The organism is Collinsella sp. AF16-8 (assembly GCF_003462695.1).
Classification (GTDB): Bacteria; Actinomycetota; Coriobacteriia; order Coriobacteriales; family Coriobacteriaceae; genus Collinsella.
This window is the reverse complement of record NZ_QRXX01000006.1, coordinates 76,202-88,270: the sequence shown is the minus strand read 5'-3', so window position 1 is coordinate 88,270 and position 12,069 is coordinate 76,202. Positions and strand designations below refer to the sequence as shown.

Annotated in this window: 13 protein-coding genes; 12 read left to right on the top strand and 1 reads right to left on the bottom strand. The window is 61.0% G+C overall.

The window, feature by feature from the left end; all coding sequences use genetic code 11:
* Positions 1 to 179 precede the first annotated feature (179 nt).
* Positions 180 to 368 carry a 50S ribosomal protein L28 gene (gene rpmB / locus DWW73_RS06575; protein WP_022094725.1) on the bottom strand — a complete coding sequence of 63 codons (189 nt, stop codon included), beginning with the start codon at positions 366 to 368 and terminating at the stop codon, positions 180 to 182.
* Positions 369 to 819: 451 nt separating this feature from the next.
* On the opposite strand from rpmB, the gene pyrR reads away from it, so the two are divergent.
* From pyrR to DWW73_RS06515, 12 genes are all read left to right on the top strand, one after another.
* Positions 820 to 1,404 carry a bifunctional pyr operon transcriptional regulator/uracil phosphoribosyltransferase PyrR gene (pyrR, locus tag DWW73_RS06570; RefSeq protein ID WP_117654814.1) on the top strand — a complete coding sequence of 195 codons (585 nt, stop codon included), beginning with the start codon at positions 820 to 822 and terminating at the stop codon, positions 1,402 to 1,404.
* Between the two features lie 4 nt (positions 1,405 to 1,408).
* Positions 1,409 to 2,353, top strand: a complete 945-nt coding sequence (locus DWW73_RS06565) for an aspartate carbamoyltransferase catalytic subunit (protein WP_035138537.1) — start codon at positions 1,409 to 1,411, stop codon at positions 2,351 to 2,353.
* Positions 2,337 to 3,626: a dihydroorotase gene (locus DWW73_RS06560; RefSeq protein ID WP_117758528.1), complete on the top strand. Its 1,290-nt coding sequence runs from the start codon at positions 2,337 to 2,339 to the stop codon at positions 3,624 to 3,626. The genes DWW73_RS06565 and DWW73_RS06560 overlap by 17 nt, the downstream gene beginning before the upstream one ends.
* A gap of 116 nt (positions 3,627 to 3,742) precedes the next feature.
* The gene (locus tag DWW73_RS06555) at positions 3,743 to 4,510 is read left to right on the top strand and encodes a dihydroorotate dehydrogenase electron transfer subunit (RefSeq protein ID WP_117779135.1); all 768 of its coding nucleotides are present in this window, start codon (positions 3,743 to 3,745) and stop codon (positions 4,508 to 4,510) included.
* Between the two features lie 14 nt (positions 4,511 to 4,524).
* Positions 4,525 to 5,433, top strand: coding sequence for a dihydroorotate dehydrogenase (locus DWW73_RS06550; protein WP_199413481.1), 909 nt, complete (start codon positions 4,525 to 4,527; stop codon positions 5,431 to 5,433).
* Positions 5,427 to 6,143 (top strand): orotidine-5'-phosphate decarboxylase, encoded by a 717-nt coding sequence (gene pyrF, locus DWW73_RS06545; RefSeq protein WP_117779084.1) that lies wholly within the window; start codon positions 5,427 to 5,429, stop codon positions 6,141 to 6,143. The genes DWW73_RS06550 and pyrF overlap by 7 nt, the downstream gene beginning before the upstream one ends.
* Positions 6,144 to 6,382: 239 nt before the next feature.
* The gene (gene mihF / locus DWW73_RS06540) at positions 6,383 to 6,691 is read left to right on the top strand and encodes an integration host factor, actinobacterial type (protein ID WP_006236130.1); all 309 of its coding nucleotides are present in this window, start codon (positions 6,383 to 6,385) and stop codon (positions 6,689 to 6,691) included.
* Positions 6,692 to 7,261 carry a guanylate kinase gene (gene gmk / locus DWW73_RS06535; RefSeq protein ID WP_117779083.1) on the top strand — a complete coding sequence of 190 codons (570 nt, stop codon included), beginning with the start codon at positions 6,692 to 6,694 and terminating at the stop codon, positions 7,259 to 7,261. It begins immediately after the preceding gene.
* 5 nt (positions 7,262 to 7,266) lie between these two features.
* The gene (locus DWW73_RS06530) at positions 7,267 to 7,548 is read left to right on the top strand and encodes a DNA-directed RNA polymerase subunit omega (RefSeq protein WP_035138532.1); all 282 of its coding nucleotides are present in this window, start codon (positions 7,267 to 7,269) and stop codon (positions 7,546 to 7,548) included.
* Complete coding sequence (thiI, locus tag DWW73_RS06525; protein WP_117637249.1) at positions 7,549 to 8,793, top strand: tRNA uracil 4-sulfurtransferase ThiI; 1,245 nt, start codon at positions 7,549 to 7,551, stop codon at positions 8,791 to 8,793. It begins immediately after the preceding gene.
* Between the two features lie 213 nt (positions 8,794 to 9,006).
* A complete protein-coding gene (locus DWW73_RS06520; protein WP_117779082.1) occupies positions 9,007 to 9,720 on the top strand; it encodes a ComEA family DNA-binding protein in 714 nt (237 codons plus the stop codon).
* The gene (locus tag DWW73_RS06515; RefSeq protein WP_117779081.1) at positions 9,717 to 12,020 is read left to right on the top strand and encodes a DNA internalization-related competence protein ComEC/Rec2; all 2,304 of its coding nucleotides are present in this window, start codon (positions 9,717 to 9,719) and stop codon (positions 12,018 to 12,020) included. The genes DWW73_RS06520 and DWW73_RS06515 overlap by 4 nt, the downstream gene beginning before the upstream one ends.
* The last annotated feature ends 49 nt before the right edge of the window (positions 12,021 to 12,069 follow it).

Sequence of the window (12,069 nt, the reverse complement as noted above, 5' to 3'; positions counted from 1 at the left end):
AGCTTCAAGGCATATCAGCTGGGCTATGATTCCTTTGACATCTGTAAACACTCATGTAAGTCTGTCCCCAATGAGTGCAAAAAGGCGCCCTCCGTGGGGGAGGACGCCTTTGGTAAGTTCTATATGAACGCGAGGTCTTTGACCCGGAGAGTCCGAGGTACTTGTTGGTAAGACCTTATTTAGGAGCGCGCAACCTTGCCGGACTTGAGGCAGGTGGAGCAAACGTTCATCTTGCGACGGTGACCATCGACGACGACGTAAACGCGCTGGATGTTGGGGCGGAACTTACGGTTGGTGACGCGGTGAGAGTGGCTGATGGAGCGACCGGCAACGGGGTGCTTACCGCAAACTTCGCAAACTTTGGACATAACTGACCCTCCTTGGGCGACAAACGAACATGTCGCGTTAACAAACAAGCCTGAACTATAGCACAGAAGCAGCTCCCTGTGCGTAATCTACACAGAGATATTCCTCTTTTGGCGATAGTGCTCACGCCACGGCCCTGGACGTAGATCCGATTTGCGTGCAGCAGAGGGGATTATGCCAGCTCGTGCGTGCGTTTTCAAGCTCGTCCCACAAATATATATAGGTTTATGGAGCATTGGGCTCCGTTTACGGATTGTTCTGTATTTATGCTCGCAATTAAGCTCGAGGTTGGCTACACTATCCCTTGACCATTAAAGGGGTACGAGATACCCACATGGAATTACATAGCTGCCAAAGAGCAGCCCTTCCTGTGGGTGTCTGGTCCGCTTTAAGCGGTCGGGCATCTATTTTTTTGACTGTGTCAGCAGTCAAGACATGTGAGGAAGGAGATCGATGGGCACGACTTCCCCCAAGGCGGTCATCATGGACGAGACCGCCGTCAATCGAGCGATGACCCGCATCGCGCACGAGATCCTCGAGCGCAACGAGGGCTGTGAAGACCTCGCTCTGGTCGGCATCGTCACGCGCGGCGACCTTCTGGCAAAGAAGCTCGCCGAGGAGATCAAGGAGATCGAGGGCGTCGACGTTCCGCTCGGCAGCCTGGACATCAGCTTCTACCGCGATGACTATGCGACCAATTTCGCTCCCGCGATCCACGCTACCAACATTCCCTTCAGCGTCGACGGCAAGCGCGTCGTGCTGGTGGACGACATCCTGTATACGGGCCGTACTATCCGCGCCGCTCTGGACGCCGTTATGGACCTGGGCCGTCCGAGCCGCATTGAGCTGGCAGTTCTCGTTGACCGCGGTCACCGCGAGCTTCCCATCTCGCCGGATTTTGTCGGCAAGAACGTTCCCTCGTCGCATGAAGAGAACGTGCACCTATATATGAAGGAAGTCGACGGCCGTACCGCTGTCGAGATCAACGACGTCGCGCCGGGTTCCCACGTGGGCTCCGCGCCGCTGGGAGGTGAGTAGTACCGTGGCGTTCAACCATAAGCACCTGATTGACATTACTGAGTACTCCGAAGAGGACATCAAGCTCATCCTCGAGACCGCCAAGGCGTTCTCCGAGGTCAACGAGCGTGCGATCAAGAAGGTCCCCACGCTCAAGGGCAAGACCATCGTCAACATGTTCAACGAGCCCTCGACGCGCACCCGTAGCTCCTTCGAGCTTGCCGAGAAGCGTCTTTCGGCCGACAGCCTCAACTTTGGCGGCTCTTCGACCTCCACGGTCAAGGGCGAGAGCCTCGTCGATACCGTCGAGACCCTCAACGCCTATAAGATCGACTGCATTGTCGTGCGCGATAAGCACGCCGGCGCTCCCTACATCGTCACGCAGAACTCGCCCGCGAGCGTCATCTGCGCCGGCGACGGCAAGCACAACCATCCCACGCAGGCCCTGCTCGACCTGTACACCATCTGGGAGCACAAGGGTGACTTCCACGGTTTGAAGGTCGCCGTCGTCGGCGATATCGCGCACTCCCGCGTCTGCGGCTCGCTGATCCCCGCCCTTAAGATTATGGGCTGCGAGACCTACGCCGTCGCCCCCGGCACGCTGCTGCCGCCGGCGCCCGAGGTCCTGGGCTGCGACCACGTGACGAGCGACCTCGATTCCGTCCTGCCCGAGCTGGACGTCGTCTACATGCTGCGCGTGCAGCAGGAGCGCCTCGAGGGTGCCCCGTTCCCGACCATTCGCGAGTACCACAAGCTCTTCGGCCTGACCAAGGACCGCGAGAAGCTCATGAAGCCCGATGCGATCATCTGCCACCCGGGCCCCATCAACCGCGGCGTCGAGTTCGACTCCTATATGGCCGACCACCCGCAACGCTCCGTCATCCTGGAGCAGGTCTACGCCGGTATCTGCGTGCGTATGGCTATCCTGTATCTGCTGCTTGGAGGTGCCGATAATGGCCTTGCTTCTTAAGAATGCCCACGTCGTCGACCCGTCCGTCGAGCTTGACGGTGTCGTTGACGTCCTGATTGACGGCGACAAGATCGCCGAGGTCGGCGAGAATCTCGCCGTCGAGGGAGCCGAGGTCCGCGACCTTTCCGGCAAGTACCTCGTCCCCGGCCTGGTGGATATGCACGTTCACCTTCGCGAGCCCGGCTACGAGGTCAAAGAGGACATCGAGAGCGGCACCCGCGCAGCTGCCAAGGGCGGCTTTACCGGCGTGTGCTCCATGCCCAACACCGATCCGGTCACCGATAACGGCACCGTCGTGGAGTTCGTCAAGTCCCGTGCTGCCGAGGTCGGTCACTGCCGCGTCTATCCGTCGGGCGCCATGACCCGCGGTCTTAAGGGTGAGGCCATGTCCGAGATGGGCGATATGGTCGCCCACGGCGCCGTCGCCTTCACCGACGACGGTCGCGGCGTGCAGGGCGCGGGCATGCTCCGTCGCTGCATGGACTACGGCAAGATGTTCGGCAAGGTCTTTATGAGCCACTGCCAGGACGAGGACCTGGTCGGTCACGGCCAGATCAATGAGGGCAAGGTCTCGACCCGTCTGGCTCTCGAGGGCTGGCCGGCTGTCGGCGAGGAGCTCCAGATCGCCCGCGACATCGAGATTGCCAAGCTGACCGGCGCCAAGCTGCACATCCAGCACATCTCCACCGCCCATGGCCTGGAGCTCGTGCGTGCCGGCAAGGCCGCTGGCGTTCAGGTTACCTGCGAGGCCACGCCGCATCACATGTTCCTGACCGAGAACGACCTGGACGAGACCTACAACACCTCGCTCAAGGTCAACCCGCCGCTGCGTACCGAGGCGGACGCCGAGGCCATCCGCCAGGGCGTCATCGACGGCACCGTCGACGCTATCGTCACCGATCACGCTCCCCACACTCCGTGGGAGAAGGCGCGCGAGTTCGAGCTTGCGCCCTTCGGCATGATCGGCCTCGAGACCTCGCTGTCGCTCGTGCTCACCGAGCTGGTCAACACGGGCAAGATGAGCATGGGCCGCATGGTCGAGCTCATGGCCATCAAGCCTCGTGAGATCCTGGGCCTTGACCAGGTTCAGGTCAAGGCGGGCTCTGTTGCCGACCTGACCGTGTTCGACGCGTCCGCCACCTGGACGGTCGGCGAGGACGGTTACGAGTCGCGCGCCGAGAACTCCGGTTTTGCCGGCCGCACGCTCACCGGTCGTGCCACCGATGTGTTTGTCGGCGGCAAGCAGACGCTCGCCGACGGCTGCATCTGCTAGCATAGCCTTATCGCTTTTGTGCGCGGCGCCCTTGCGGTGCCGCGCTTTCTGTTCGCCTGAACCATGCAACCGCATGGGGGATTGGAGCGTCTATGCCCACACCTTCCACTGCACGCATGCACGACTTCGAGGTCGTCTCGAACAAGGAGATCGCCGAGGGCATCTTCTCGCTCGTAATCTCGGCCCCCAAGCTTGCAAGTGCGCTCAAGCCCGGTCAGTTTGTGAACATCGCCGTGCCCGGCGATGCCTCTTCGCTGCTTCGCGTGCCTCTGAGCTTCTATCGCGCCGACGCCCAGGCCGGCACCGTCGAGCTGTGGTACGCCGTCGTGGGCGACGACACCCGCCGTCTGTCGCAGATGGCCCCCGGTTCCACTTCTAACCTGCTGGGCCCTGGCGGCCGCGGCTGGTTGGTGCCCGAAGGTACCAGGAAGGCACTGCTCGTTGCCGGCGGCATTGGCGTTCCGCCCGTGCTCTGCCTGGCCGACATGCTTGCCGAGCAGGGTGTGGACGTTGACGTATGCCTGGGCTTTGGCACCGCGTCCAAGGCCGTGGGCGTCGATGAGTTCCGCGCGCTGGGAGCCACGGTCAACGTGTGCACCGACGACGGCTCACTGGGCACGCACGGCTTCTGCACCGATCCTGCCGCCGAGCTGCTCGGCGAGGGCGGCTACGACTACGTGGCCAGCTGCGGCCCTGCCGTCATGATGAAGAAGGTCGCCGCCGCTGCCGCCGAGGCCGGTGCGTACTGCGAGGTGTCCCTCGAGCGCATGATGAGCTGCGGCTTTGGCGCCTGCAACACCTGCAATGTCGAGACGGTCGACGGTATGAAGGGCGCCTGCATGTGCGGCCCCGTGTTCGATGCTTCCAAGGTGGTGGTCTTCTAGTGGGTACCGTGAACATGGCCGTCGATTTCGGCGGCGTCAAGATGCAGAACCCCATCAACACCGCAGCCGGTACCTTTGGCTACGGTTGGCAGTTCCAGAACTTCTTTGATGTCTCCCAGCTGGGTGCCATCACCACCAAGGGCTGCGCTGCCGAGCCCTGGCCCGGCAACCCCGCGCCCCGCATGGCCGAGATCCCGGGCGGCATGATCAACTCCGTGGGCCTTCAGAACCCTGGCGTGGCTGCCTTTGCCCGTGAGTCCGGCCCGTGGCTCGAACAGCTGTCCAAGGACGGCTGCCAGGTCATCTGTCAGGTTGCCGGCCACTCCGTTGACGAGTTTGTCCGCGCGCTCGAGATGTATGTCGAGCTGTGCCCCTGGGCTGCCGGGTACGAGATCAACGTGAGCTGCCCTAATATCGCCGCCGGCGGTGCCGCCATGGGCTCCACGCCCGAGGGCGCCTCTTCCGTTATGGCTGCCTGCCGCAAGGTGACCGATAAGCCGCTGTTCGTAAAGATGGCTCCGGTTAATGTCGCCGAGATTGCCAAGGCTCTCGAGGCCGCCGGCGCCGACGGCCTTTCGGTCATCAATTCCATCCAGGGCATGGCCATTGACGCGCACACCCGCAAGTCCCGTGTTGCCAAGCCCAAGGGTGGCCTTTCGGGCCCGCTGTGCCACCACATCGCCGTTCGCATGGTCTGGGAGGTCGCTCAGGCCGTCGATATCCCCATCAACGGTGTCGGCGGTGTCATGACCGGCGAGGATGCGGCTGAGTTTATCCTGGCCGGCGCCACCTGCGTGTCGGTCGGCATGGCCAACTTCGTCGATCCGTGTGCTTCGCTTAAGATCGCGCATGAGCTCGAGGCCTGGGCCGAGTCCCAGGGCGTAAAGGACATCAACGAGCTGGTGGGTGCTTTCGAATGCTAGAGACCGATGCCCGCGACCGTGTTATCGTCGCCCTCGACTGCGACCGTAAGCGTGCGCTCGAGCTCGCCCACGAGCTTTCGGGCCATGCCGCCTGGCTCAAGGTCGGCATGACGCTCTATTACGCTGAGGGTCCCCAGATCGTCAAGACCTTTAAGGACCTTGGCTTTAAGGTCTTCCTCGACCTTAAGTTCCATGACATTCCGCATCAGGTGCGCGGCGCTGCCCGCTCGGCCTCGCTTGCCGGTGCCGACCTGCTTTCGGTCCACGGCCTGGGCTCGGGTGCTATGCTCGCTGCCTGCCGCGAGGGTGCCGAGGAGGCGCGTGAGGACCGCGCCAAACTCGTCGCCATCACCGTGCTCACGAGCATGAATCAGGATGCGCTGGCCGAGATCGGCGTCGAGTCGCCCGTTGCCGAGGAAGCCGCCCGTCTGGCAAAGCTTGCCCAGACCAACGGCATCGACGGCATCGTGTGCTCGCCGATGGAGGCTCACGACATGCGTGAGCTGCTGGGTCCTGATGCCCTGATCGTGACTCCGGGTGTGCGTCCGGTGGGTGCCGCCCTTGGTGACCAGTCCCGCGTGGCGACGCCTTCCCAGGCTATCGAGCGTGGCGCAAGCCACATTGTGGTGGGCCGTCCCATCACCGGTGCCGACGATCCGGTTGCCGCCTTTGACGCCATCGTCGCCGAGCTGGTCGAAAACGTCGCGTAAAAGATTCCCCTAAGTCACCACTTTTGGGTCTCATTAGCACAAAATAGCCCCTGTGCCTGCGTAAACTTTCCCATCCTTTGTGTGGAATCGCAGGTCAGGGGCTTAACTTTGGGCGCAGTATATTGCACTTTTTGCGGGTATCGTCTAACCTATGGAGCCGCGATTAGGCATTTTGTACGTTCTACGTGCTAAAATGCCAATTATTGAATCAGATATAACCCAACTATTTGGAGGTACGAATGGCACTCCCTCAGCTTACCGACGAGCAGCGCAAGCAGGCTCTTGAGAAGGCTGCCGCCGCACGTCACGCCCGCGCTGAGCTTCGCGAGCAGATCAAGAAGGGCGAGAAGTCCCTCGAGTCCGTGCTCAACTCCGATGACCCGATCGCTTCCCGCATGAAGGTTTCCACCCTCATCGAGTCTCTCCCCGGTTATGGCAAGGCCAAGGCCGCCAAGATCATGGAGGAGCTCGGTATCTCCGCTACTCGTCGCGTCCAGGGCCTCGGCGTCCGTCAGCGCGAGCAGCTCCTCGAGCAGCTGACCAAATAAGTGAGCGCTCAGAATTCCAAGCTCTTTGTGATTTCTGGACCGTCAGGCGCAGGCAAGGGTACGCTCGTCACTCGTGTGCGCGAGCGCCGCTCGAACCTGGGTCTGACGGTTTCGGCTACCACGCGAGCACCACGCAAAGGTGAGGTCGACGGCGTCAACTACTTTTTTCTGACGCGCGAGGAGTTCGACCGCCGCGTGGCAAACGGTGAGTTTGTTGAGTGGGCCGAGGTCCACGGTAACTGCTACGGCACGTTGGTGAGCGAGGTCACATCCAAGCTCGCCTCGGGCTCGTCTCTGATTTTGGAGATCGATGTCCAGGGCGCCCTGCAGGTGAAGGAGCGTTTCCCCGAGGCCGTGCTGATCTTTATCAAGCCGCCTTCGCTTGAGGTGCTCCGCGAGCGTCTAGTCGGTCGCGGTACCGAGACGCCCGAGACGATTGAGCTGCGTATGGCAAACGCCGCCGATGAGCTTGCCCTTGCCGACCGCTACGACGACGTCGTGGTGAATGACGATCTCGACCGCGCGACCGATGAGCTCGTTCGCGTTCTCGATATGCATGAAAGGATCTGAGGTCCGTGTCCGTTGTAAAGCCTTGTATTGACGATCTTCTGGAGAAGACCGATCATAACCGCTTCCTGCTCGCTTCGCTTGCCTCCAAGCGCGCCTGCGACATCAATAGCATGCTGCGTGGCCAGCACAACCGCGTGCTTGCCGTCCAGGATGTCGATGACATCACCATCGGGCTTTCCGGTGCCGATACCATCTCGATGGCTATGGACGAGATTGTCGACGGCGACATCTCTTACGACGAGGCCCGTTACGAGAAGGCGCTCGGCCACAAGGTTGCTGAAGCCTAAATGGCGGCTCGCGTCTGCCTAGTCCACTATCACGAGGTTGGACTGAAGGGCAAGAACCGCGCACATTTTGAGCATATCCTCATGGATAACATTAAGGCGGCCTTGGCCGCCTTTTCCGTGAACGCCGTGTCTCGAATTTCCGGTTATATCCTCGTGACCTTTAACGAGCATCAGGCCGACGAGGCGGCGCGTGTCATCCGCACCGTCCCCGGCGTTGCTCGTGTGTCTTTGGCGTATCACACCAACCGCGACCCGCAGGAGTACTGCGCCGCCGCCGTGAAGGCGCTGCGCGAGTTTGGTTCCTTCGATTCGTTTAAGGTGCACGCCAAGCGCTCCAATACTGACTATGAGCTCACCTCGATCGATATCAATCGTCAGGTGGGCGAGGTACTGTGTGAGGCCTTCCCCGATAAAAAGGTTCAAATGCACGACCCCGATGCAATGGTGCACGTACTGGTGGTCCAGGGCAGCGTTTATGTGTACGCGCGCTCTGAGCGCGGCGTGGGCGGTCTGCCGGTGGGTTCTGCCGGCAAGGTCGTGACGCTGCTGTCGTCGGGTATCGATTCTCCGGTGGCGACCTGGATGCTCGCGCGTCGCGGCGCGGTGTGCGTGCCGGTGCATTTCTCCGGTCGTCCGCAGACGCCCGATACGAGCGAGTATTTGGTGCAGGACATCATCCGTGCGCTTGCGCCGGGTGTCCAGATCGGTCGTCTGTACGTGGTGCCGTTTGGCGACTGCCAGCGTGAGATTTCGGTTACCTGCCCCAGCAACCTGCGCGTGATCATGTACCGCCGCATTATGTATTCGGTTGCTGAGCGCATTGCACACATCGAGGGTGCCAAGGCTATCGTTACGGGCGAATCGCTTGGGCAGGTTGCCTCCCAGACGCTTGAGAACATCATGGCCGTCAACGAGGCCGTGAAGATCCCCGTGTTCCGTCCTCTCATCGGTTCGGACAAGCAGGAGATCATCGCACGTGCCGAGGAGATCGGTACATTCGATATCTCGACTGAGGCCGCTCCCGACTGCTGCACGCTGTTTATGCCGCGCCGTCCCGAGACGCACGCTAAACTCGATGCCGTGCATGAGGCCTGGGAGTTGTTCGATCATGAGGAGATGATCGAGCGCCTGCTTAAGCAGACCGAGTACATCGACTTCGAGAGCAACACGTACAAGGCCCCTAAGACCTTAAAACGCAAACATTCGGAGCTTGCTCCGCGTGAGATTTACCAAGATCACGAATAAATTTGTGCATAGACCGACGATGCGCCTGCATCGTCGGTCTTTTGCTGTCTGGGCATTAGGCGATAAACGGTTCATTTGTCGACGTTTGCCTGAATAAATGGACATTATTGCGCAAGGTTTTGGTCAGCTTTTGGTTTGACCGCGAAAACCGGTTTTGGGGCGTGGCTGTTGCGGAGCTCCTTTCCTGACACGATGGTGTTGGGAGGTTTTGCTATGGCGCAGCGCGAACAACATGAACGAGTCAAAAAGATGGACCGCTGGGCGGGCAAACTGCTCGGTCATAAGGCAGTGGTGATGGCGATACTGGTCGTCATTGCGATGGCGAGTGGACTGGCAATGGCGAACCTTGGCGGCAGTGCCGGCGGCGTGTCGTTTGAGCGTACTGATGGTTCGGGCTCGTTAGTGGAGCCGGGATCCGGCGATGCCTCGAGCGGAAAGACATCCGAAGGCTCTTCGACTAAGGCTTCTGCCGCGGCAGAGGTCTATGTCGATGTCGATGGCGCCGTTGTGTCGCCCGGCGTATATCGTCTCAAGGACGGCGCGCGGGTGGCTCAGGCGATTGATGCCGCCGGCGGGCTGGCGCCCGAGGCAGACGTCACGGGGCTCAATCGGGCATCTAAGGTCGTCGATGGACAGAAGATTCACGTTCCAACGGTAGGGGAGCAGCAGGCGTCCATTGCGGAAGCCGGTGTTTATGTTGGGGCTTCCGCATCGTCGGGCGTTAGTGGCGCAACAGGTCTAGTAAACATCAATACGGCAAGCGCAGAAGAGCTGCAGACGCTCTCGGGCATCGGCCCCTCCATGGCCCAGTCGATTATCGATGAGCGGACAAAGAACGGTGCTTTTGCCTCGGTTGACGATCTGATGCGTGTGTCGGGAATCGGCGAGAAGAAGCTTGCCAAAATCAAAGATTGCATCTGCGTATGAGTGCGACCGAGCGCGAGCACGTGATGCCTCCGCGGCCCCTGATTCCGTGGACGATGGCCCTGTGTGCCGGCATGTGCATGAGCTGCGTCTTGGTGCTCAACATAGCCGCTGATGCGCTGCTGAGGGAGCGGGCGCCGGCGGTCGGGCCGCTATGGGCCATTCCCGTTGCGGCAGCGGTATTCGTTGTGCTGGCTCAATCTTGTGCGCGGCTTGCCCCTTGGAAGCGGTGGCTGTATGCCGCTTCCGTCGGTCTCGTGGCGGGAGCGGTCGTCTCGGCGTGGTGGGCCGTGGATGTGCTCAGTGCCTCGAAGGCGCTCGATGGTCGAGCGGCAAGCAGCCTCGAGTTTGTCGTGCAGGGTGACCCATCCATAAACGACGACGTGTATTCCTATACCTGCGAGGCACGCGCGGACGGTAAGAACTTGGCAACGGTTCGCCTATCGTGTGATCGTGAGCTCAAGGTCGGGGCGCACGTGCGTGTTATCGGTCGCGTTTCACGTTTTGAGAACGATGCATATGGACGATCGCGCGTGCTCCGAGGCGAGGCGCGCAAGGTTAAAGCCGTTCGGATTGTGTCGGTCGATGAGGGTTCTCCGGGGCCGCTGCTTCGGCTGCGAAATGGGCTGCTTGCGTCCATCGCGCCTGCGACCGACCCGGCGCGTGCGCTCATAGCCGGTGTCGTCTGCGGTCGTTCGGCCGAGCTGCGCGTCCAGCCGGCGGGCGACTGGTTTTCGGTGACGGGAACGGCGCATCTTATCGCCGTCTCGGGCAGCCATTTGGCCATCGTGGGGTTTGTAATCGAGGGTGTATTGCAAAAGATTCGGTGCCCACGTTGCCTTCAGCGGGCGATATTGGCGATAACGCTTGTGGGTTACGCTGCCTTTACTGGCGCGTCTCCCTCGGCCGTGCGTGCGTGCTGTATGGTGTTCGCGACGCTTGTCGTAAACGGCGCGGGGCGTCGCCGGCACGGCCTTTCAGCACTCTTCGTAACCATGTCCATCTTTGTGCTACTGCGGCCGACGGTGCTGTTCGAGATGGGCTTTCAGCTTTCATGTGCCAGCGTCTTTGCCATTCTGTGCTTTTGCCCCTATGCGACCTACGCTTTGAGTGAGCTGGGTGTGCCATCGGGCGTTGCCAGCATGCTTTCCGTCACGCTGTGCTCGCAACTGGCGACACTTCCCATTACCATTCCTGCCTTCGGTACGTTCTCGCTCATTGCTCCGCTTTCAAATGCGGTCATCGGTCCGGTTGTGAGCGTATTGCTCGCTGTGTCGATCGTGCTGGCTCCCTTTTCGCTCGTGGGACCGTTGCGGACTTGGGCTCTCGTTGTGCCCATGATTGCCGCCCGTTGCGCGCTGTTCTTCGAGCAGCTGTTTGCCGCCATGCCGGGTGCATCCGTGGGCGTGCCGCCCGATAGCATGTGGATTTACCTAGTGCCGTGTTTGCTGGCGGTTCTGCTGGTCTGGTGGCCGCGTCCCCGTGTACGTCCTATGGCGGTGGGGCTTGCATGCCTGGTGCTCTTGGCTGCGATTCCGTACGTCTATTGGGATCGATTTGCTCCGCCTTCGGTGACGGTGCTCGATGTGGGCCAGGCCGATGCGATTCTTATCCGCCAGGGCGGCACAGTAGCGCTCGTCGACTGTGGGCTCGACGAGCGTGTGGTGGCGGCGTTGGTTCGCAATAACGTGCACCATATCGATGCCGTCTTTGTGACGCATTGGGATGAGGACCACTGGGGTGGTTTGCCTGCCGTGCTCGAACAGTTTTCGGTCGGAACGATTGCCGTGGCGGCGGATGCGCTGGAGGATGCTCCTGCCGAGGTATTGAACCGACCTGGCGTGGAGTATCGGCAGGTGCGCCGTGGGGATACGGTCGATATCGGCTCATTTTGCGCCTGCGTGATGTGGCCATTCGAGTCCGTGGATGGCGAGGGAAATGAGGATTCGCTCGTCCTGCTGCTCTCTTATGTTCAGGAAGGCAAGGGCCTGCGAATACTTCTCACCGGTGATGCCGAGCTCGACCAAGAGCGGGAATTCGTGCAGGAGGTGGGGGATATCGATGTTCTTAAACTTGGGCATCACGGCTCCAAGGTTTCAGTCGATGGCGAGTTGCTGGACGTCCTGAAGCCCGAGCTTTCCCTCGCAAGCGCCGGTGAGGGGAATCGATACGGCCATCCGTCCGATGCCTGCATCGATGCCGTTAAGGAAGCGGGTGGTGTGTTCGCGTGTACCATCGAACACGGCGACATTACCGTCACACCGACTGCGAATGGCTTTGCGATGCGATGCCAGCGACCGTGACGACGTCGTTGGCGTGTGGTGGGCCCCTGGGCTAGAATGGCACGGAACG

What these genes read in the sequence shown, in the direction of transcription:
- rpmB (WP_022094725.1), bottom strand. Translation starts at nt 368, where the DNA reads ATGTCCAAAGTTTGCGAAGTTTGCGGTAAGCACCCCGTTGCCGGTCGC.
- pyrR (WP_117654814.1), top strand. Translation starts at nt 820, where the DNA reads ATGGGCACGACTTCCCCCAAGGCGGTCATCATGGACGAGACCGCCGTC.
- DWW73_RS06560 (WP_117758528.1), top strand. Translation starts at nt 2,337, where the DNA reads ATGGCCTTGCTTCTTAAGAATGCCCACGTCGTCGACCCGTCCGTCGAG.
- DWW73_RS06555 (WP_117779135.1), top strand. Translation starts at nt 3,743, where the DNA reads ATGCACGACTTCGAGGTCGTCTCGAACAAGGAGATCGCCGAGGGCATC.
- DWW73_RS06550 (WP_199413481.1), top strand. Translation starts at nt 4,525, where the DNA reads ATGGCCGTCGATTTCGGCGGCGTCAAGATGCAGAACCCCATCAACACC.
- pyrF (WP_117779084.1), top strand. Translation starts at nt 5,427, where the DNA reads ATGCTAGAGACCGATGCCCGCGACCGTGTTATCGTCGCCCTCGACTGC.
- mihF (WP_006236130.1), top strand. Translation starts at nt 6,383, where the DNA reads ATGGCACTCCCTCAGCTTACCGACGAGCAGCGCAAGCAGGCTCTTGAG.
- thiI (WP_117637249.1), top strand. Translation starts at nt 7,549, where the DNA reads ATGGCGGCTCGCGTCTGCCTAGTCCACTATCACGAGGTTGGACTGAAG.
- DWW73_RS06520 (WP_117779082.1), top strand. Translation starts at nt 9,007, where the DNA reads ATGGCGCAGCGCGAACAACATGAACGAGTCAAAAAGATGGACCGCTGG.
- DWW73_RS06515 (WP_117779081.1), top strand. Translation starts at nt 9,717, where the DNA reads ATGAGTGCGACCGAGCGCGAGCACGTGATGCCTCCGCGGCCCCTGATT.